Genomic DNA, 20919 nt, shown 5'->3' with positions numbered 1-20919 from the left:
GCAGGCTCGAAGCGGGCTCGCGAAGACGCAGGACCCGGGGGCCTGGGCGGCAGGAGGGCCGATGAACGAGCAGGCGGAAGCCGTACCGGTGCCGCCATGGCGGACGCCGCGCAAGACGCCGGCGGCCAGGCGGCCGCTGAGCCAGGACGCGATCGTGGACGCCGGTCTGCGCGTCCTCGACGCCGAGGGGCTCGACGCGCTCAGCATGCGCAGGGTCGCCCAGGAGCTGGGTACCGGCCCGGCCTCGCTGTACGCCCACGTGGCGAACAAGGACGAACTGCTGGACCTGCTATACGACCGGGTGCTCGGCGAGGTCGAGACCCCGGAGGCCGATCCCGAGCGCTGGCTGGAACAGATGCGGGAGCTGGCCGTCCACATCTTCGATGTGCTCGGGGCGCACGCCGACATCGCCAAGGTGGCCATCGCCAACATCCCCAGCGGGCCCAACGCGCTGCGCGTCGCGGAGGCGGAGATGGCCATCATGATCAAGGGTGGGGTGCCGCCGCGCATCGCGAGCTGGATGCTCGACCGGCTCAACCTCTACATCGCCGCCGACGTCTACGAAGGCGCCCTTTACCAGGCCAGGCGGCGGGCCTCCGGCAAGGACATCGGCGATTTCATGCACGACTACTTCGCTCAGATCGGCGACTACTACCGGACCCTCCCCAAAGACCGGTTCCCGATGATGGCCGGGCACGTCGACGACCTGCTCGAAGGCGGCGGCAACGTGCGCTTCGAGTTCGGCCTCGACCTTCTGCTGAGCGGCCTGGCCCGCTTCGCCGGACCCCGCCCGGAGGCGTAGCGCGGCGGGGCTCCGGGCCGCCCCGATAGGCCGTTCCGTTTTGCGAGGGGGCCGGTACCGGGCACCATGGAGGGGAGGAGAACCGCGCGCCGGGGGACGGCGGATCGCTCCTCATCGTCCAGCACACCACAGGGGGTCCGTTGCCGCGCGTCCGCGAACTAGAGGTCTTCCGCCTCACCCTGCCCTACGGCAGGCGGCCCGAGAGCATCCTGGTCCGGCTCACCGACCACGGCGGCATGACCGGCTGGGGCGAGGTCGTCGAACCCGGCCTCGACAAGGCCTGGGCCACCCTTGAGGAAAGCCTCGCCCCCGCGCTGATCGGCGTCGACTGGGAGCACCCCGACGACCTGGCCACCGTGTCCTGCGGCGGCAGCGCGGCCGACATGGCCTGCTGGGACCTTTGGGCGCGGATGCGCGGGGTTCCGCTCGCGCACGCCCTCGGCGGCAGCCGCACCTCGCTCATGGCGACCGTCCGGATCGGCGGCGACCGTTCGCTGGAGAGCCTGGTGGCCAAGGTCAACAGGCAGGTCTGCGGCGGATACGCGCACGTCACCATGGACGTCCACCCCGGCTGGGACATCGAGCCGGTGCGCGCGGTGCGCAACGCCTTCCCCGGCCTGGCCATGTCGGTGGACGCGCAGGCCGCCTACACCTCGGCCGAGGCCCTGGTCGCCCTCGACTCCTACGACATCACCGTCATCGAACGGCCGTTCCCGACCGGCGACCCGGTGGTCCACGCGGCGCTGCAGGACCAGGTGTCGGCCGCCGTCGCCCTGGAGATCGGCTCCGACGCCGAACTGGCCATGCACATCACCGCCCGCTCCGCCAGGGCCCTGCTGCTGCGGCCCTCGCGCTTCGCCTCGCTCAGCGAGGTGCGCCGCGCCCACGACCGCGCCATGGCCGCGGGCTGGGAGATCGCCTGCTGCGGCGGCCAGGGCACCGGCCTCGCGCGGGCGGCCACCGTGGCCGTCGCCGCGATGCCCGGCTGCACCCTGCCCTGCGACGTCACCCAGCCGCCGCGCAGCGCCCAGATCGTCAACCCGCCCGTCGGAGCGTCCGGCGGCGTCGTCGCCGTCCCGCTGACCCAGCCAGGGCTCGGGCACACGGTCGACGAAGACCGCCTGCGCCGCCTGGCCACCACCTCGTTCGCGGTCTGAGCCCGGTGGCGGTCACGGCGCTCAGGCGCCCTGACAGCCGTCGGTGAGGCCGGTCACGCCGTCCGGGGTGGGGGTGCGCACTGCGGAGGGAGTGCCGCGCTCCTTGGCCATGACCGTCGGGCGCGGCGACGCCTTGGCGGAGGGCTCCGGCTTCGGGCGCGTCGAGTCGCGGATCGCCTTGACGGTGAGCAGGCGGATCTTCATCCAGTCCGGATAGCCGGTGTTGATCAGCGGCGGCATGAACTGCACGCTGGTCACCTTGGCGTTCTTCACCCTCAGCGCCAGCGGCACCAGGTGTTCCAGCATCGGGCGGGGGATGTCGGTGCGCAGCAGTTCGTTGGCGGCCCGCGCCACCTGGTTGAAACGCGAAAGCACGGTAGCCGGGTCTGCCTGGTCGAGCAGCGCGCCGAGCACGCAGCGCTGGCGCCGCATCCGGGTGAAGTCATCGCTGTAGGTGCGGGAGCGGGCGAACCACATGGCGTCGGCGCCCTTGAGCTTGCGGGTGCCCGCGCGGACCAGGCCCTCGTTGTACTTGCCGAAGACTACGTCGCGGTCCACGGTCACGGTGATGCCGCCGATCGCGTCGATGAGCCGGGCGAAGCCCCACATGTTGACCAGCGCGTACCAGTCGATCTTTAGCCCGAGCGTGTAGCCGATCGTCTCCTTCAGCGTGTGCGCGCCCTGCTTCTGCCGTCCGCCGAAGATCTCCGGATGGCTGTCGGCGTACTCCCACACCGCGAACAGCAGGTCCTCGCGCCCGCCGCCGGGGCCCACGGGCAGGCGGAAGCCGTCGGGGAAACGGGCGTGCATCGGGCTGCCCGGCGGGAAGCGGACGTTCTCCAGGTTGCGCGGCAGGCTGAGCAGCACGGTGCTGCCGGTCCTGACGTCCACGCTGGCCACGTTGATGCTGTCGGTGCGCACGCCGGGACGGTGGTCGTCGGCGTCACCGCCGAGCAGCAGGATGTTGACCCGGTTGCGGCCGTTCCACGGGTCTTCCGGCTTGACCGTCGCGAGGGGGTCGGGGGCGGCGTCGAACACCTTCTCCAGGGTCTGGTCGCCGATCACGACCCACTGGGCGACCAGGCCGAACGGCACCATGACGGCCACCGACGTGAAACCGGCCACCACCCCGGTGAGCACCTGGCCGCTGACCGTCAGCGTGCCGGGCCGCAGCACGACGAACGAGTGCAGGATCATCGCGAACCAGGCCAGGCCGAGCACCGCCGCCCCGGCGATGATGCCGTTCAGCGAGGACGACGAGGTGAGCTGCCCGAGCAGCGCGGCGTCGGCGGTGAACGCCAGCACCCCCGCCGTGAGCAGCAGGATCAGGTAGACCCCCAGCAGGGAGAACCCCGTCCGGCGCCAGCCGGCCCGCACGTGCGCGGCACCCGGTGCGATCGCCGAGACGAGTGTCCATCCGGCCAACGCACCGATGCCGAGCCTTCTCGATCGTTCCCGTACGCGCGCCAAGATCCCCTCGCGATTTGTCCCCTGTGTCCCACCCGGCGTCGAGGAGGGAGCGTAGACGGGATCGCGTGGCTCACAGGCTACTTATGCGTGAACATCCCAAGAACGCGGACCGCCCCGCCCTCCGGTCCCGTTCCGGCGTGACCTTGGTCATATTCAACAGCCACGTCCCCGCGGATGCGGTGATCTACGCCGATCCCGGCGAGTCGGGCCGTCATGAGCCCGGTCTTCGCGCTTACCGGATGGTCGTGCGCCGGGGCGTCGGCGGGTTAGCTTGAGGGATGCGCGATCTGCTCGGCCCCGGTTACGAGGCGACCGTCCTGCCCATGGGTCACGACGAGGAGGGCGAGGTCATCGCCACCCTCGTGCGACGGCCGGCGCCCGAGCCCACTCGGCGCGCCGTGCTCTACATCCACGGCTTCACCGACTACTTCTTCCAGACCCACCTGGCCGACCACTTCACCGCGCAGGGCTACCACTTCTACGCTCTCGACCTGCGCAAGTACGGCAGGTCGCTGTTGCCGCACCAGACCCCCGCCCTGGTCCGCAGCGTGACGCACTACTTCCCGGAGATCGACGAGGCGGTGCGCCGGATCCGCGAGGACGACGGCAACGAGGTGCTGACCATCAACGCCCACTCCACCGGCGCCCTGGTGGCCGCGCTGTGGGCCGACCGGGTGCGCGGCTCCGGGCGGGTGCAGGGGCTGGTGCTCAACAGCCCGTTCCTCGACCTCAACGTGCCGACCTATCTGCGGATCATGGCCGACCTGCTGAGCTGGCCGCTGTCGCACGCGCCGGCGCGCGCCGTCCTGCCGCTGGCCCTGGCCACCGCGTACGGCAGCAGCCTGCACCGCTCGCACAACGGCGAGTGGGACTACGACCTCGCCCTCAAGCCGCTCACCGGGTTCCCCATCCACGCCGTGTGGGTGTCGGCGGTCCGCAGGGCCCAGCGCCGCCTGCACGCCGGGCTGCGGGTGGACGTCCCCGTGCTGGTGCTGTGCTCGGACAAGGGCCTGCGGCTGCGCGACTTCGCCCCAGAGGCGCACAGCGCCGACGTCGTGCTCGACCCCGAGCACATGGCGCGCTGGGCGACCAGGATCGGCGGGCACGTCACCTGCGTGCGGGTGCCCGGCGGCATCCACGACCTGGTGCTTTCCGCCGAGCCGGTGCGCAAGCAGGTGTTCGGCGAGATCGACCGCTGGATGCGCGTCTACCAGGGGAACGAGAACAACCCGTAGTAGGCGGCCACGGCCAGCAGCACCCCGGTGCCGCCGACGACCCCGGCGATGGCCACGTGCTGGCCGCGGCTGGGCTGCCAGCCCTCGCGCAGCCCCGAGACCACCGCGGCGACCGCCGTGACCTCCTGGAGCAGCATCAGCACCGCCAGGCCGCGGACCACCAGCCAGCCGGACAGCACGGCGGGCCACGCCCCGGCCTGGTTGATCGAGAACAGCACCAGCAGCGTGATGAAGCCGAGCACCGACACCAGCAGGCCGAGGCCGGTCGCCGCCATGCGCCGCAGCCGCCTCCTGATCGGCGGCCACACCACCGCGTTGGCGTGCGCGCGGTGGTCACGGCCGCGCAGCCGTACCACGATGCCCGCGACCGGGCCCGCCACGTAGCCGACGACGGCCAGGCACAGCGCGAGCCCGAGCACCGTGCCGCCCGCGTACCACGGCGCGGCCGGGACGTCGCTGGCCTGGTAGCGCTGCACCGGATTGGCCCCTGCCATGCGCACCGTGGGCTTGCCGCTCTCCGGCAGCCGGTCGATCCAGTTGGCCAGCGTCTCCTGGTAGCCGGGCGCGAACGGCCCGGCATGGATGCGCATCGCGTGGTCGGCGCCGCCGAGGAACCTGATCGTGTACCGGTCGTTGCCCGCCTGGGCCAGCCCCTCGGTCAGCGCCTCGGTGCTCTCCACGAACGGGATGGAGGGATCCATCGTGCCGTACAGCGCCAGCACCGGCTGACGCACCTCGGAAAGCCACGGCAGCGGATCGTGGCGCAGGAAGGGCAGCCCCACCACGCCCATCGCCCGCGACAGCAGGTCGCGCACGCCGACCGGCGCGTACAGCCGCAGCAACTGCTCGTTGAGCGCCCAGGCGACCTGGCGCAGCGGCGACACGTTCGGCGCGGAGACCATCACCAGGAAGCCGACGTCGGAGCTGCGCGCCGCCGCGATCGGGGTCGCCCAGGTGCCCTCGCTGACCCCCCACAGGCCGATCCGCGTGCGGTCGACGTCGGGACGGTTGCGCAGGTGGTGCACCATGCGCAGGATGTCGTCGGCGAGCAGGCCGAAGTCGCGCGTGCTGAAGGAGTATCCGACGGACCGTTTGTCGTAGCCCATCGCGATGATGCCGGCCTTGGCCAGCCATTCGGCCTGCGTGGCGAACTCACGGCGGTCGGCCGAGCCGGACCCGTGGACGAAGACCACGGCCGGGTGCGGGCCGGGCGTCATCGGCGCCCAGATCATCGCCCGGGAGGAGGTGCCCTGCAGCGGCACCGTCACCTCTTCGGTGGTGATCGGACCCTTGGCCGCCACGGGCGTCCGCTCGCTCGCCGGCTGTGGCGGCAGCGAGGTGAACGCGGCGTCGGCCCGGAGCGGAGGCGGATCGAACGACGGCGGCAGGGCATAACCCACGGTCGCGAGGACCACCAGCACCAAACCGGCGGCCACGCTCAGCGTGCCTCGACCAGCCTGCACTCGTTTCCGCTCCCCGAATCGGGGCCAGTCACGGCCCAATGTCGTTAATGTTCCCTCCGATCTTTCAGCGTACTCGGCAAAGAATCCCTCCGACTGCCATGCGGCCACGCTCCGCGATCACGCCGCGCAACCGTTAGCATCCTGCGACCTGCGCCGTGCCGCGACCGTTCCGCGATCATTCCGCGAGAGTGCCGAGGCCGGCGCTCGGCCCGGGGGCGCGACACGCCGACGGAGCTGTCATCTGCCCTGGTCGGGCGGCCATCTCCGCCATGCGGCCAAAATTGTCCCCAGGAACTGTTACGTTCCTGCCACATGCGGGTCCTGCACACCTCCGACTGGCACCTCGGCCGCTCCTTTCACCGGGAGAGCCTGCTCACCGCGCAGGCGTCGTTCGTGGACCATCTGGTCGGCGTCGTCAGGAACGAGCGCGTCGACGTCGTCGCCGTGGCCGGCGACGTCTACGACCGGGCCCTGCCGCCGGTCGACGCGGTGACGCTGTGCAACGAGGCCCTGCACCGCCTGGTCGGCGCGGGCGCGCGGGTGATCATGATCAGCGGCAACCACGACTCACCCCGGCGGCTCGGCTTCGGCGCCGGGCTGATCGACGCGGGCGGCGTCCACCTGCGCACCGACCCCGCCACCGTGGCCGAACCGGTGGTGGTCGAGGGCGTCGCCTTCTACGGCATCCCCTACCTTGAGCCCGACCTCGTCCGCGGCCCCTGGGAACTGGCCGCGCGCGGCCACACGGCGGCGATCGGCCACGCCATGTCGCTCGTCAACGACGACGCGGCGCGGCGCGGCGGGCCCCGAGTGGTCCTCGCCCACGCGTTCGTCACCGGCGGCGAGGCCAGCGACAGCGAGCGCGACATCAGCGTCGGCGGCGTCGCCCACGTGCCGCTGTCGGCGTTCGACGGCGCCGACTACGTCGCGCTCGGCCACCTGCACGGCCGCCAGCGGATGAGCGAGGCCGTCCGCTACTCCGGCTCCCCGCTGGCCTACTCCTTCTCCGAGACGGGCCAGCTCAAGGGATCATGGCTGGCCGACCTCGACGCCACCGGGCTGCGGCAGGCCGAGTTCGTGCCCGCGCCGGTGCCGCGCCCGATCGGGCGGCTGCGCGGCCCGATCGACGAACTGCTGACCTCGCCGCGCCACTCCGGCCTCGAAGGCCACTGGCTCTCCGTCGTGCTCACCGACCCCGTCAGGCCCAAGGGGGCCATGGAACGGCTGCGGCAGCGCTTCCCCTACACGCTCACGCTGGCCTTCGAGCCGGACGGCGCGCGGGAGGCGGTCGCGGCGCGGCCGGGCGCGGCGGGCCGTCCGGAGATCGACGTCGCCCTCGACTTCATCCGCGAGGTGCGCGGCGAGCCCGCCGACGCCGAGGAGCGACGGCTGCTCCAGGAGGCCGTGACGGCCTGCCGGGTCAAGGAGGCGGCGGCGTAGATGCGGCTGCACCGCCTGACCATCACCGCCTTCGGGTCCTTCCCCGGCGAGGAGACCGTCGACTTCGACGCCCTCGGCCAGGCCGGGCTGTTCCTCATCCACGGCCCCACCGGGGCGGGCAAGACAACCGTCCTCGACGCCGTCTGCTACGCCCTGTACGGCCAGGTCCCCGGCCAGCGCAACGACGCCAGGTCCCTGCGCTGCGACCACGCCCCGGCGGGCCGGGGCCCACGGGTCGAGCTTGAGGTCACCGTGCGCGGCCGGACGCTCCGGCTGGTCCGCTCGCCCGCCTGGCGGCGTCCGAAGGCGCGCGGCGAGGGGCTGGTCGAAGAGAAGGCCAAGGTCCAGGTAGAAGAGCTGACCCCCGCCGGGGAGTGGAAGTTCCTGTCCTCCCGCGCCGACGAGACCGGCGACCTGGTCGGCGGGCTGCTCGGCATGAACGCCGCCCAGTTCCAGCAGGTGGCGATGCTGCCGCAGGGCGAGTTCGCCAAGTTCCTGCGCGCCGACGGCGAGCTACGGCACGACCTGCTCAAACGGCTGTTCTCGGTGCAGATCTTCGACCAGATCGAGAAGTGGCTGGCCGACCACCGCACCCGGAGCTGGCGCGACCAGGAGACACTGGCGCAGGCCGCGCAGTCGGCGGCCGACCGGATGCGCGGCGCGGCCGGCCCTGACCTGCTCGGCGACGTGCCGGACGACGACGATGACCCGGCCGCGTGGGCGGCGGCGCTGCTCGCGGCGGCCGGGCGGCGGCTCGACCTCGACACCGCCGCCGTCGCGGTGAGCGAGCCAGCGCTGCGGACGGCACGGGCCGACCTCGACGCCGGACGCGACCTGGCCGACCGCCGACGGCGCCACGCCGAGGCACTGGCCAGGCGCGCGCACCTCGACGCGGGCGCCGACGAACGCGCCGACCTCGGCGCCGGCATCGCCGAGGCGGCCCGCGCCGACCGGGTCCTGCCCGTGGCCCTGCGGGCGGAACACCGCGCCGAAGCGGCGGCCAAGGCCGCGCTCGGCGCGCAGGAGACCCTGTCCCAGGTGCTCGCCCTCGGGATCGAGGAGTCCGGCCCGGACGGCCTGGCCGCCCTGGAACGCGACCGCCGCGACGAGATCGCGGCACTGGCGGGCCTGCGGGCCGAGGAGGAACGCAGGGCCGAGCTGCTGCGCGAGCTGCCGGAGATCGACGCCGAGCTGCGACGACTCACCGCCCGCCACGACCACGCCACCACCGGCCTCACCGCCCTCCCCACCCGCCTGGCCGAGGCCGAACAACGCCTTACCACCGCCCGAGACGCCAAGACCGCCCTCCCCGCCGCCCACACCACCCGCACCACCGCCGCCCACACCCGATCCACCACCCACCGCCGGGACACCCTCTACCGATCCCTCACCGAAGCCCTCACCACCTTCCAATCCCTCATGACGGACGAAGCCCTCTCCACACCCGGCGGAGTCGCGGCCGACGCCGCCGTCTACCAGGGCCCGCGTTCCGCCCGGCCCACGGTTCCGCTCGCGGGGCCGGAAGGTGCGCACGTGGCGGCCGTCGGCGATACCGAGACGGAAAATCCTGCTTGTGATCGGTCGGGGCCGGAAGGGGGCCTTCCGGCGGACAACGGTTCCCCCCTCGGGCGGGATGCGGCCGATGCCGTCGTCGACCCCTTCGCCCGGGCCACCGGGCCGCTCGCGGCGGTGGAAGATCCTCACCTGGCGGGCGGCGGTTCCGCTGCCGGGCTTCCGTCGTATCGGGAGGCGGTCGCGGTTCTGTGCGGGGCCGTTGTGCCGGGGATCGCGGGAGTGGGGAGTGCGGCCCGGGTGGTGCGGGATGAGCTGGCGGGGGTGGAGCGCGGGGCGCGGGATGAGCTGGCCGCGTTGGAGGGGGTGCGCGGGGACGAGGAGCGGGCCGCGCAGGTGAGGGAGCGGCTTGCCGTCCTGGAAGGGGAGCGGGAGGAGCTGGCCGAACGGGAGGCGGCGGCGCGGGCCGCGTTGGCCGAGCTGCCGCCGAGGCTGGCCGGGATCGAGGAGCGTGCCGCCGCGTTGCGCGCGGAGGAGGCGGCCGTGCACACCGCCGAGGCCGCCGTCCAGGACGCTCGCGCCCGGCTGGAGGACGCTGAGCTGCGTGACTCCCTCGCCGTCGAGGCCGAGGAGGCGGACCAGGCCCGCAGACAGGCCACCGACACCGCCCAGGATCTTCGCGAGCGGCTGCTGGCCGTCCGCCAGGCCCGCATCGAGGGCATGGCCGGGGAGCTGGCGCGTGGCCTCGTGCCGGGGGAGCCGTGCGCCGTCTGCGGCTCGCCCGAGCATCCCGCGCCCGCCAGGCCCGCCGGGCACCGCTACACCCCTGAGGAGGAGGCCGAGGCCGAGACACGCCACCAGGCCGCCCAGGAGGCCCGGCAGCGGGCGGAGAGCCATGCCGCCGTGCTCGCCGACCGTCTGCGCGAGGCCGAGACCCGCGCGCGGGGACTCGCCCGGCCCGAGGCCCGGGAGGCCCTGACGGCCGCGGAGCGCGACCTCGCCGCCTTCGACGGAGCCGAGGAGAAGCGGGCCGCCCTGGAGGCCGAGGCCCGCCGCGCCCAGGACGAGCTGGAGCAGGCCCGTGAGCATGCCGCCGACCTCGCCCGCGCGCTCGCCGAGACCGGCGCCCGCGCCGCCGGGCAGCGCGCCGAGCTGGACCACCTCACCCGGCGGCTCGCCGACGCGCTCGGCGACGACGGGTCCGTCCAGGCCCGCCACGACCGGCTCACCGCGGAGGCCGCGCGGCCCGCCGCCGCGTCGGCCGCCGCCGGACGGGTCGCCGAACTGGCCGACGCCTGCGAGCAGGCCCGCGCCGCCGTCCCCATCGCCGACCTGACCGCCGAAGACGCCGACGCCGTGCTGAGCGAGGCCGAACGCGCGCTGGCGGCGCTCACGGAGGCCGCGGCCGGGCTCGACGAGGCGTCCGCGGCGGTCGAGCGCCTGACGGCCGAGCGGAGCACCCTGGAGCGCGAGGTCAGGGAGGCCGAGCGCGAGCTCGCCGCCGCCGGCACCCGCCGTGACCAGAGCGCCGCCGAGGCCGACCGGCTCGGCGCGCGCGTCGATGAGGCCCGGGGCGGCGACGCCACCCTGGCCGCACGCCTTGCGCGCTTGGCGGGCGAGGCTGCGCTGCTGCACGACGCCGCCGAGGCCGCGTCCGCCGCGCGGGCCGCCGGAGCCGACGCGGAGGAGGCCACGTCCGAGGCACGCCGGGCCGCCGCCGAAGCCGGTTTCGAGACGCTCGACCATGCCCGCGCCGCCGCCCGCCCCGCCGACGAGTTCGCCGAGATGCAGGAGCGGATGCGGGCGCTGGACGCCGAGGCGGCGACCGTCGAGGCGCAGCTGGCCGACCCGGAGCTGGCCGCCGCGGCCGAGGCCCCCGCCCCCGACCTGCCCGCGCTGCACGACCGGCACGACACCGCCGAACGGGTCCACGCCGCGTGCGTCTCGCGCCGCGACCAGGCGCTCGACCGCCGCGACCGGCTCGCCGCGCTGGCCGAGGAGCTGACCGCCCGCCTCGCCGAGTGGCGCCCCGCCCGCGAACGTCACCTACTGGCCCGGCGCATGGCCGAGCTGACGGGCGGCACCTCCGCCGACAACACGCTCGACATGCGCCTGTCGTCCTTCGTGCTCGGCGAGCGGCTGCGCCAGGTCGTCGAGGCCGCCAACGAGCGGCTCGACCACATGTCGGGCAGCCGCTACCTGCTGCAGTACGACACCCGCAAGACGGCGGGCAGCCGCAAACGCTCCGGCGGGGGGCTCGGCCTGCGCGTCCTGGACGGCTGGACCGGCGTCGACCGCGACCCCGCCACCCTGTCCGGCGGCGAGACCTTCGTCACCTCCCTCGCCCTCGCGCTCGGCCTGGCCGATGTCGTCGGCGCCGAGGCGGGCGGCGCGGAGATCGGCACGCTGTTCGTGGACGAGGGCTTCGGCACCCTCGACGACGACACCCTCGACGGCGTGCTCGACATCCTCGACGGCCTGCGCGACGGCGGGCGAGCCGTCGGCATCGTCAGCCACGTGGCCGAACTCCGCTCCCGCGTGCCCGCCCAGCTCGTCGTGGCCAAGACCCGCACCGGCTCCACCCTCACCTGCCGGGTCTGACCCGGCCTACGCGCCCGCCGTGCCCGCCCCGCCCGTCGCGCGCGACTCCGTGACATAGGCGGCAAGCTCGCGCACCCGTTCGGCGTGCCGGTCATGGCCGATCACCACGGGCGGCTCGTTGTACGGCATCGCGTCGGAGGACCGCCGCAGCTTGATGTACTGCCCGCACGCGTCGATGGCGTAGGGCTCCATGTCGTCCTGGAGCGCGCCGATGACCGTGATGCCGTAGGTCTCGCCGATCCGGCGGAACAGCGCCACCGCCTCCCTGCGGTGCTCCTTGCCGAGGTTGCGGCCCAGCTCGTCGAGGACCAGGCAGAGGTGCCCGCCGCCGGAGGACGCGATGGCCGCCGCGCAGACCAGCTTGACCGCCTTCTCGTCCATCAGCGCGGTGTTGGCCCGGCGGTTGTAGGGGACGAACCCCTGCCCCTCGCCGCGCCGCCACTTGGGCACGACCTTCCAGGCCCAGCGCTGCTCGGGATCGGCGGGGGCGGGCGGCACCGGGAACTCGATCGTCGCGCCGTAACCGCCGTAGGCCAGGTCGAGCTTCTCGAACTCCTCGGCCACCCGGGTGAGCCGCGCCTTGATCGCCGCGGTGAGCGCGGCGCGGTGCACGGCGGTGGACCGCGCGGCCTCCTCGGCGCCGGTGGAGGCGACGGCCAGGTCGCGCTGCCGGGTGGCGAGCTGCGACTCGATCTGGCGGCGCTGGTGCCGCTCGTACTCCTCCTGCCCGCGCAGGTAGGACGACAGGGCGGCGCACACACCGGGGAACGTGGCCTGCTCGCGTGCCGTACGGCCCGCGCCCGGCTCGGTGCGCTCGCGGATGAGGAAGCGCAGTTCCTCCGGCATCTCCTCCTCGCCGGGGAAGGTGTCGCGCAGCGCCCGGTCGAGATGCCGCTCGGCGGCCCGCCACCACTCCTCAGAGGTGAGCGGGCGCTCCTCCTCGGCGAGGGCGGCCAGCCACTCGGCGGCGGCCTCGGCCTCGCCGCCGAACGCGCGCACCAGGTCGGCGAGCCCGAGCGCCTCGCGCTCCGCCGTGACCCTGGTCTGCTCGCCGCGCGCCTGGGCGAGTTCGCCGGACAGGCGGGCGCGGCGGCCCTCCAGGCGTTCGATCTCCATGTCGCGGGTCCTGGCGCGGAAGTCGAGGCCGCTCACCGCGCGCTCGGCCTCGGCCAGCCGGGGCGCCAGGTCGGACAGCGCGGCGGTCAGCTCGGCCAGGCGTTCGCGGCGTTCGGCGAGCCTGCTCTCGATGCCGGCCAGCACGTCGGCGGCCCGCGCCCCCTCCAGCCGCCGGGAGGCCTCGGCCACGCCGTCCTCACAGGAACGGACGACGGCGGCGGCCTCCTCCTGCGTGTCGCGCGCGCGGTTGAGCCGCTGCTCGGCGGCCTTGATCCGGGCCTCGCGGCCCGTCGCCACCCCCTCGAACGCGCCGACGACCGTCACGCCCGCCGCGCTGACCAGCACCGACCCGGGCAGGGCGGCGAGGGCGGCGGACGCCTGACCGAGGTCGGCGGAGTCGACGAGGACGGCGTGCTCGTGCGGCCAGCCGCCCAGGCCGTGGGACTCGGCGTGGTCGCGGGCCTGCTCGGCGACGTCGATGGAGTCGAGCAGCCCACCGGCGGTCACCCCGGCCTCGGCGAGCGCGCGGAGCTGGGCCGCGGCCGGGCCGCCCTCGGCGTCGCCGAGGGCGTCGGCGGCGCGTCGCACCTCGCGGTCGGCCACGCCGAGCGCCTTCAGCGCCAGGTTGAGCCGCTGACGCGCGTGCCCGACCTCCTCCTCGGCGGCCTCGACGGTACGGCCGTCGGCCAGCCGCCGCAGCTCCTCCAGGGCGGGGATCTGCCCGCGCAGCTCGTCGGCGGAGTTCTCGGCGACCGCGCGGTCGGCGGTCAGGGCGGCCGACCTGGCCTGCGCCTCGGCCAGTTCGCGCCGGGCGTCGGCGAGGCCCCGGTCGAGCGTGTCGTCCTTCAGGGTGGCGATCTCTGCCCTGACCTCGGCGATGGCGGCCGAGGCCGTCTCCTCGGCCGCGTGGTGGCGCGCCAGCTCGGCGGCCAGGGAGGCGTCGCGGCCTGCGGTGTCGGCGAGCCGCCGGGCCAGCCGTCCGCGCCAGTGGCGCAGCGCCTCGGCCAGGCGGATCCGCGCCTGGTCGCGCAGGTCGAAGGTGTCGATCAGGGTGCGGGACTCGGCCTCGAACTCGTGCAGCCGCGCCCCGGCCTGCTCGGCCCGCACCCGCTTGGCGTGCTCGTCGCGCCGGGCCTCGCGCTCCTGGTCGAGCTCGGCGTCCAGGCCGGTGAGCGCGGCCACCGCCTCGAAGATGCGCTCAGGGGTGATCTCGTTGAGCGGCTGCGACAGCAGGTTGGTCGCCACCTTGCTGCGCACCGAGGTGGACAGGAACGACACGCAGCGCACCCGGTCGCCGTAGAGGACCTTGGTGAGGTCGCGGGCCACGACGTCGCGGCGGCCCGCGGAGCGCGGCAGCGTGAGCCACATCTCGTCGGCCCTGGCGACCCGCTCGGCCTCGGAGGCCGCCGACGCCAGGTAGACCCCGCCGGTCCAGCGGATCTCCAGGTGCGGGGCCTCCTGGTTGATCCGCAGCCAGACGGTCACCGGCTCACCGGGGGTGGGATCGTCGAAGACGCCGATGATGTAGCCGTGGTCGGCGCTGGCCCACTGCCGTCCGCCCGCGCCGGTGGCCAGCTCCGCGTTGAACAGCAGCTCGGAGACGGCCTTGGCGCCGGAGGCGAAACGCCACTGCTCGTCGCCGAGCAGCGCGGTGATGGCGGCGATGAACGATGACTTGCCCGCGCCGTTGGAGTCCTTCGGGCCCGCCCCGGCCACGACGATCAGCGTGCCCGGCACCGTCGGCACCGGATGTGTGGAAAGCCGTGAGATGTTGACCGCCTGGACGGCGATCAGCACCCTGTCGCCGACGAGGTTCTCAACCCGTGTCACCGATCGTCCTCCGTCGTCCGGACCTGTGGCTCGTGGCCGTCAGTGGTCTCCTTCGCGCCGCCGCCGGGCGGTCGCCGCCTGGCGAGCACGGCCGCCGCCAGCGGGGTGCCGGGCCCGGCGGCCAGGATCAGCTCCTCCTGCAGGCGCTTCCTGGCCGCGGCCGTCAGCCGGTGGAACTGCGGCCCGGGGATGTATCCGCCGACTTCCTCACCCGCCTTGACCTGGGAGAGCAGCCCGGCGTGGCGCAGCGTGCGCAGCGCGCCCTCCAGCTCGCCGATCGGCAACTGGGTGTGGCGGCGCAGCTCCTCGGCGGGCGTGGGGTGGGGGGACAGCCAGGTGTCGGCGCCGAGCAGCCCCTCGGCGCGGGGGATCGCCACCGAGTGGACGAGCACCAGCACCAGCACGGCCCGCTCGGCCTCGCCCAGTGTGGTGCCGACGGCGGCGGCCGTCGCGTCGTCGTAGCCGGAGGTCCACCGCTCGCGGACCTGGATGAGCGTGCGTCCGCGCCGGGCGAGCATCTCGGTCAGGGCGCGCCGCAGCGCGGGGTCGCGCAGCGCGGCGAAACGGACCTCCAGGACGGGTTCGGCGGCGTGTTCGACGGCCATGAACGCGGCCACCAGCTCGGCCCGCCGCCGCTCGTCGAATGCGCCGAGCACGTCTTCGTCGTACGGCTCGCCGGTGAGCACGGCGGCCTCGGTGGGAGGCGGCGGGGCGGCGGGGGAGGGGGTGGGCAGTGGCGCGGCGACGGGCTCCTCCGGCTCGGGGAGGCGGGCCATCAGCTCGCGCAGCAGGGCGTGGGACTCGGGCGCCCAGGTGGCGCACCGGGGGCCGAGCCGGATCGAACCGCCGGTCATGACGATCCAGGCGGAGTCGTGCAGCCTGCGCAGCGCGCCGACGGCCCAGTTGCGCATGAGGTCGTCGGTACGGCCGATCAGCGCCCGGTAGGCGGCGAGGACGGCCTCGATCGGAGCGGCGACACCGGGCCACGGGTCGGCGGCGAGGTCGGTCCAGCAGCACTTCAGGCAGGCGGCCAGCACCCGCCTGGCCTCGCCGGAACGCTCGGCGGTGACGGGGCTCACCTGGTACTCCGACAACAGGGTGGGGCTCGCGCCGTCGGGCCACACCGGCAACGCCACCTCCGGCTCACCGTCACGCGCCAGCCGCGCCATCCCGGCCGGCACCACGGCGTCGCCCCCAAGCGTCAACGGCCCGACCGCCCGCGCCCGCGCGTGCGCGACCACCCCTTCCACCGTCACCCCCCGCCCAGCGCCCAGCGTCCGGACGGAAGAAACGACCTCGGGCGAGGCCGTGTGTCCGTCGTCGGGCGTCTGGGTGGGGCCTCCGCCCGGGGCGGAGGTGATCGGCCGCTCCCCGCCGGGTGTGCGGAGGGAAGGAGCGGCCGGGGTGGGGTGTTCGGGGTCAGGTGGGGTCACGGTCGGTCCTTTCCAGGTGACCGTGGGAGAGCCAGGCGGGCTCGGACCCGGGGGCGGCGGTCAGGGTGCCGGACCAGCGCAGGCGGTAGGGGAGTTCGGGGTTGAGGTCGGCGGCGGCGAGGTCGGCGAGGAGGCGGCGGGCGGAGACCCATTCGCCGGGACGGGCGAGGAGCTCCTCCACCGCGACCGAGTCGCGACCCGCCAGCGCCTCCTCCGCCACCGCGGTCAGACGGCGCGCGGTCGCGCTCGCGCCCGTGTCGAAGGAGTCGGCCGGGCCGGAGTCTGGCAGCGCCGAGCGGGGCGGCGTGGGCTGCGCCGGGGCGGGACGCGGGCTCTCGTCGACCGCGTGCACGATCTCGGCCGGGTCGTGCCATGGCGCGGGCGCGTCGAACACGAACCCTTCCAGTACCGCCGCGAGCCGTTCCTTGGAGGCGGTCTGGGTGAAGGTGCGCCAGGTCTCGGACGGCAGCAGGGTGAGGTTACGGGTGGTGCCCGCGGAGTCGGCCAGGCGCCCGGCGGCGCGGCGCGAGGCGTCGCTGTAGGCGTAGATCGCCGCCCGCAGCTCGGTGCAGGTGCGGTCGAGGCGCGGCCAGCGGGTCAGGATCGTGCCGTGCAGCCCCTGGGCGCGGCGGGCGATCTCCTCGGTGCCCCACAGCTTGGGCGCCTGCTCGCGCAGTTCCTCGATGGTGCCCGTGCTCAGCGTGATCAGTTCGAGCGCCCACAGCCGGAAGGCCCGCGCCAGGTTGCTCGCGCTCTCCCTGGCCTGGTCGCTGGTGGTGCGGGGGTCGGCCACGTTGAGGTCTTCCAGCGCCAGCAGGCGGTGCATCTCGGACTGGCCGCCGTCGTCCATCATCCGGCGCACGAACATCAGCCCGACCACGCTGGTGAAGGACGCGCGGTAGCGGAGCTGGTTGGGCTTGGGGAAGACCTCGCGGATCGCGCCGAGCCCCTTGAGCACGCGCAGCCGGTTGTCGAGCAGGTCGGGGGGATGCGCGCGGCAGGCGTGGCGCATCTGCTCGTGGGTCAGCCATTCCTCGCCCGCCTCGGCGAACGCCGCGAACAGGGTCTCCGCGATGTCGACGAGCACCGGGTCGTCCACGACCGCGCCGCTGTCCCTGGCCAGCGCCGCGAACATGCGGCGGTAGGTCGCGAGGACCGCCTCCTCGCCGAGCGCTGCGTCCAGCGTTAGTTCGTGGTCGGTCTCGGGCACGCGCACTACCGTACGGCCTGCGCCCGACAATCCTGGACCGATCAAAGCCGCCGCTCGCGGCGTGCCGCGCCGGATACATCAGCAATGCTTGTAACGTCCGGGCTGGTCCTGACCGCTGCGCTAGGGTGACCCTCGGTAAAACGGGGGCAAAACGTAAGCATCTTGCGCACGGGGTGAACAGGGTGAAAATCACCATGCCGCGTGGCGATCGTGCCACCGCGGCGGTCGCCGTCGCGGTCGTCGGGGCGCTGGTCGCCGTCGCGGTCGTGTTCGGTGTCGGGGAGTCGAGCGCCAATCCCAGGCTGGCCGACGTCGGCGCGTGGCTGTGGAGCAAGACGCGCGGCACGGTCGTGCACGCCAACGGCCTGTCCGGCGAGGTGGACGGGCGCATCACGCCGTCCGGGGCGAGGGGCCAGCGGCTCAAGGTCGTGCAGGACGGCTCGACGGTCCTCCTCATCGACGAGGCGACCGGCGTGGTCAGCAGGATCGAGCCGAGCGCGCTCAAGGTGACCCAGACCCGCGACTTCGAGACCGCCGGTCTGCAGCTCGTGGTGTCGGGCACGACCGCGTACGCCGTCGATCCGGAGGGCACGGTGCGGCGCGTCGATCCCGCCACGCTCAACGCGGTGGGCGCGCCGGTGGCGCTGCCCCGCCCGCTGGGCGGCGCCGGCATCGACGGCGGCGGCAGACTGTGGGTGCCGGTCCCGGCCACCGGCGAGGTCGTGCCGCTCAGCGCGGGGATAAAGGGGACGGGGATCAAGGTCGGCGAGCCGGGCGACCCGCTGTCCCTGACCGTCGCGGGCGGGCTGCCCGTGATCGTCAACACTCGTTCCTCCAGCGCGACCGTCATCGGCGAGGACGGCAGCACGGGCAGGATCGAACTGCCCAAGGAGGTCGCCGCCCAGGACGAGCCGGTGCTCGGTCCCGCCGCCACGGACGGCCCGCTGGTGCCCATCCTGGTGCCGGGGCCCGACGGGCTGGTGATCGTCATCGACACCGACTCCCGCGCCCCGCAGAGCGTGAAGCTGTCCGCCTTCGTCGAGGCGAGCGGCCTCGGCGTCCCGCAGGTGCTCGGCAGCCGCGTCTACATCCCGAACAAGCGGACCGGCGGCCTGGTCGTCTGGGACAGCGCGACGGGCGGGGAGCCGACCGAGATCCAGGTGGCGGGCCGTCCGGGCGAGGTGGACATGTTCGTCAAGGACGGCCAGCTCTGGGCCAACGACGAGCACGGCGACCGCGCCGTGGTGATCGACGTGGACGGCCGCAAGCACCAGATCGACAAGAACGACCAGGACGTGCCGGGCCCGACCCGGACGCCCAAGCCGATGCCGACCGTCAAGCCGCGCCCGACGGCGGAGCCGGACCGGACCTCGCCGCCGGACCCCGACTCCACCGAGACGGAGGAGGGGCCCGGCCCCGAGCCGACGCGGACCAGGAAGAAGACCCCGCCCGCCGAGCCCACGGCCACGCCGACGCCGGAGGCCACTCCCACGCCGACCCCGACGCCGACTCCGACCCCCTCGCCCAAGGCGCCGGGCGCGCCGGGGGCCGTGAGCGCGCGGCCGGGCCCGGGACGGATCGACGTCACGTTCTCGGCCTCGGACGGTGAGGTGGACCGCTACACCGTGGAGGTGTCGCCGTCGGGCGGTGAGGTGTCGCCGCAGCGCGTGGACTCCGGCGGTCCCTACCAGTTCGAGTTCAAGGGCGGAAGCTGCGAGAACGAGTACAGCTTCACCGTGGTGGCGCACTGGAAGGGCGGCGAGGTCCGCTCCCAGCCGAGCGCCGGGGCCAAGCCGTGCGTCGCGCCGGGCAAGCCGAGCGGCTTCTCGGCCAAGGCCAAGAACAAGGGCGCGGACCTGACCTGGAGCGCCCCAGAGAACGCCGCGGACGACACCACCTACACGCTGTCCGGCGCCTCGGAGAAGAGCGGCATCAAGGGCACCTCGTTCGGCGTCGAGGGCCTCAAGAACGCGGCCAAGCACGAGTTCACCCTCAAGGCCAAGAACGCCGCGGGTGAGGGTGAGGGGTCCGTCTCCGCGTCGGTGGACCTGGCGTATCCGACCGGGTCGTACAAGAACGCCAACAACGGGACCACCAACTCGCTGATCCAGTGCAGCCCCCAGGGCGGCTGCGAGGTCGGCAAGATCCCGCAGGGGGAGTACCGGTCTCTCACGGTGATCTGCCAGGCCAAGGGCAAGACGGTGACCGACAACGAGCAGGGCGGCACCAGCGACGTGTGGGACCGGATCGAGTGGAACGGGGGTGTCGCCTACATCAGCGACACGCTGATGTCCACGCCCAAGGGGGGCTTTCCGGCCGCGCCGCTGTTCGAGTGCGAGGACTGAGCGAAGGACTGAGAAGGGGACTCGGTGAGCGATCGTCACCCCGAGCACGAGGGCTACGGGGAATACGGGGGATACCAGGGGTACGGCGAGCGCGGCAGGTACGACGAACCGGCCCGCCACGGCTACCAGGGAGGGGAGCGGGGGGCTCCCTCCTACGGTGGCGGGTACGCCGCGCCGGGCGCGACGCCGTACACGCCGGGTGAGCCGGGCTACCAGGGCGGCCACTCCGCCGACCCGAGCTCAGGCCCAGGCCCAGGCCCAGGCACTGGCTCGGGCGCGGGGCAGCACTACCCGGCCGCGCAGCAGGGCCACAATGGCCACGCCGAGCAGGGGCAGGGGGACACCGCCGCGCTCGCCGGGCAGTTCGCGCAGCGGTTCAACCTGCTCGCGGAGAACATCGAACGCGTCATCAGGGGCAAGCGCGAGGCCGTCGAGCTGGCGCTCGTCTGCCTGTTCGCGGAGGGACACCTGCTGGTCGAGGACGTGCCGGGCACCGGCAAGACCACGCTGGCCCGCGCCATCGCGGCGAGCGTGGACGCCGCCATGCGCCGGATCCAGTTCACGCCCGACCTGCTGCCCTCCGACATCACCGGCGTGTCCATCTTCAACCAGGCGACCAGGCAGTTCGAGTTCCACCAGGGGCCGGTGTTCGCCAACATCGTGCTCGGCGACGAGATCAACCGCGCCTCTCCGAAGACGCAGTCCGCGCTGCTCGAAGTGATGGAGGAGCGGCGGGTCACCGTCGACTCCGAGCCGCATCCGGTGCCCCGCCCGTTCCTGGTGGTCGCCACCCAGAACCCGGTGGACATGGACGGCACCTACCCGCTGCCGGAGGCGCAGCTCGACCGGTTCCTGATGAAGATCTCCGTCGGCTACCCGGACCACGTGGCGGAGGTCCAGGTGCTCAAGGGCATGCCGAGCGGGCCGCAGGTGGAACGGCTGCCGGTGGTGGCCAGGGCGTCGGACGTGGCCGGGATGATCGAGTTCGCCACGCGGATCCACGTCGCCGACCCGATCTACGACTACCTGGTCGGCGTCGTGGCGGCCACGCGCGTCTTCCCCGAGGTCCGCCTCGGGGCGAGCCCCCGGGCCAGCCTGGCGCTGCTGCGGGCCGCCCGGGTGCGCGCCGCCGCGGCCGGACGCCACTACGTGGTGCCAGAGGACGTCAAGGCGCTGGCCGTGCCGGTGCTCGCGCACCGGCTGGTGCTCAGCCCGGAGGCCGAGCTGCGCGAGCGCACCGCGGGCGACGTGGTGGGGGAGATCCTGGCGGCGACGCCGGTCCCGCAGGCGCTCGCCGGGGTATAG

12 protein-coding genes are annotated in these 20919 nt (G+C 74.0%); 7 read left to right on the top strand and 5 right to left on the bottom strand.

What is annotated here, in order from left to right; all coding sequences use genetic code 11:
• Positions 1-61: 61 nt before the first annotated feature.
• Together P3X83_RS07005 and P3X83_RS07000 are read left to right on the top strand one after the other, a co-directional pair.
• Positions 62-802: a TetR/AcrR family transcriptional regulator C-terminal domain-containing protein gene (locus P3X83_RS07005; protein WP_277304036.1), complete on the top strand. Its 741-nt coding sequence runs from the start codon at positions 62-64 to the stop codon at positions 800-802.
• Positions 803-942: 140 nt separating this feature from the next.
• Positions 943-1959: an enolase C-terminal domain-like protein gene (locus tag P3X83_RS07000; protein ID WP_277304035.1), complete on the top strand. Its 1017-nt coding sequence runs from the start codon at positions 943-945 to the stop codon at positions 1957-1959.
• A gap of 21 nt (positions 1960-1980) precedes the next feature.
• Here the strand turns inward: P3X83_RS07000 and P3X83_RS06995 are convergent, their stop codons facing one another.
• Positions 1981-3384: an LCP family protein gene (locus tag P3X83_RS06995; protein WP_277304034.1), complete on the bottom strand. Its 1404-nt coding sequence runs from the start codon at positions 3382-3384 to the stop codon at positions 1981-1983.
• 323 nt (positions 3385-3707) lie between these two features.
• Between P3X83_RS06995 and P3X83_RS06990 the strand changes: the two genes are divergently transcribed.
• Positions 3708-4664, top strand: a complete 957-nt coding sequence (locus P3X83_RS06990; protein WP_277304033.1) for an alpha/beta hydrolase — start codon at positions 3708-3710, stop codon at positions 4662-4664.
• Here P3X83_RS06990 and P3X83_RS06985 read toward each other — a convergent pair.
• The gene (locus P3X83_RS06985) at positions 4637-6127 is read right to left on the bottom strand and encodes a prolyl oligopeptidase family serine peptidase (protein WP_277304032.1); all 1491 of its coding nucleotides are present in this window, start codon (positions 6125-6127) and stop codon (positions 4637-4639) included. The two genes, P3X83_RS06990 and P3X83_RS06985, sit on opposite strands and share 28 nt — an antisense overlap.
• A 312-nt stretch (positions 6128-6439) precedes the next feature.
• Between P3X83_RS06985 and P3X83_RS06980 the strand changes: the two genes are divergently transcribed.
• Together P3X83_RS06980 and P3X83_RS06975 are read left to right on the top strand one after the other, a co-directional pair.
• Entirely contained in the window at positions 6440-7567 is a 1128-nt protein-coding gene (locus P3X83_RS06980) for an exonuclease SbcCD subunit D (RefSeq protein WP_277304031.1), read from the top strand.
• Complete coding sequence (locus P3X83_RS06975) at positions 7568-11680, top strand: AAA family ATPase (protein WP_277304030.1); 4113 nt, start codon at positions 7568-7570, stop codon at positions 11678-11680.
• Between the two features lie 6 nt (positions 11681-11686).
• On the opposite strand, the gene P3X83_RS06970 is transcribed toward P3X83_RS06975, so the two are convergent.
• The 3 genes from P3X83_RS06970 to P3X83_RS06960 are packed head-to-tail and all read right to left on the bottom strand — an operon-like array spanning position 11687 to position 17269.
• Positions 11687-14626 (bottom strand): chromosome partitioning protein ParA, encoded by a 2940-nt coding sequence (locus P3X83_RS06970; protein ID WP_277304029.1) that lies wholly within the window; start codon positions 14624-14626, stop codon positions 11687-11689.
• Entirely contained in the window at positions 14623-16059 is a 1437-nt protein-coding gene (locus P3X83_RS06965; protein WP_277304028.1) for a hypothetical protein, read from the bottom strand. The genes P3X83_RS06970 and P3X83_RS06965 overlap by 4 nt, the downstream gene beginning before the upstream one ends.
• Positions 16046-17269, bottom strand: coding sequence for a hypothetical protein (locus P3X83_RS06960; protein ID WP_277304027.1), 1224 nt, complete (start codon positions 17267-17269; stop codon positions 16046-16048). The genes P3X83_RS06965 and P3X83_RS06960 overlap by 14 nt, the downstream gene beginning before the upstream one ends.
• A gap of 194 nt (positions 17270-17463) precedes the next feature.
• Here P3X83_RS06960 and P3X83_RS06955 point away from each other — a divergent pair, with 194 nt between their 5' ends.
• Together P3X83_RS06955 and P3X83_RS06950 are read left to right on the top strand one after the other, a co-directional pair.
• Complete coding sequence (locus P3X83_RS06955) at positions 17464-19614, top strand: hypothetical protein (protein ID WP_277304026.1); 2151 nt, start codon at positions 17464-17466, stop codon at positions 19612-19614.
• Positions 19615-19638: 24 nt separating this feature from the next.
• Positions 19639-20919, top strand: a complete 1281-nt coding sequence (locus P3X83_RS06950; protein ID WP_277304025.1) for a MoxR family ATPase — start codon at positions 19639-19641, stop codon at positions 20917-20919.

This window comes from Spongiactinospora sp. TRM90649, from assembly GCF_029382225.1.
In the GTDB taxonomy this organism is placed as follows: Bacteria; Actinomycetota; Actinomycetes; order Streptosporangiales; family Streptosporangiaceae; genus Spongiactinospora.
This window is presented reverse-complemented; position numbering and strand designations above follow the sequence as displayed.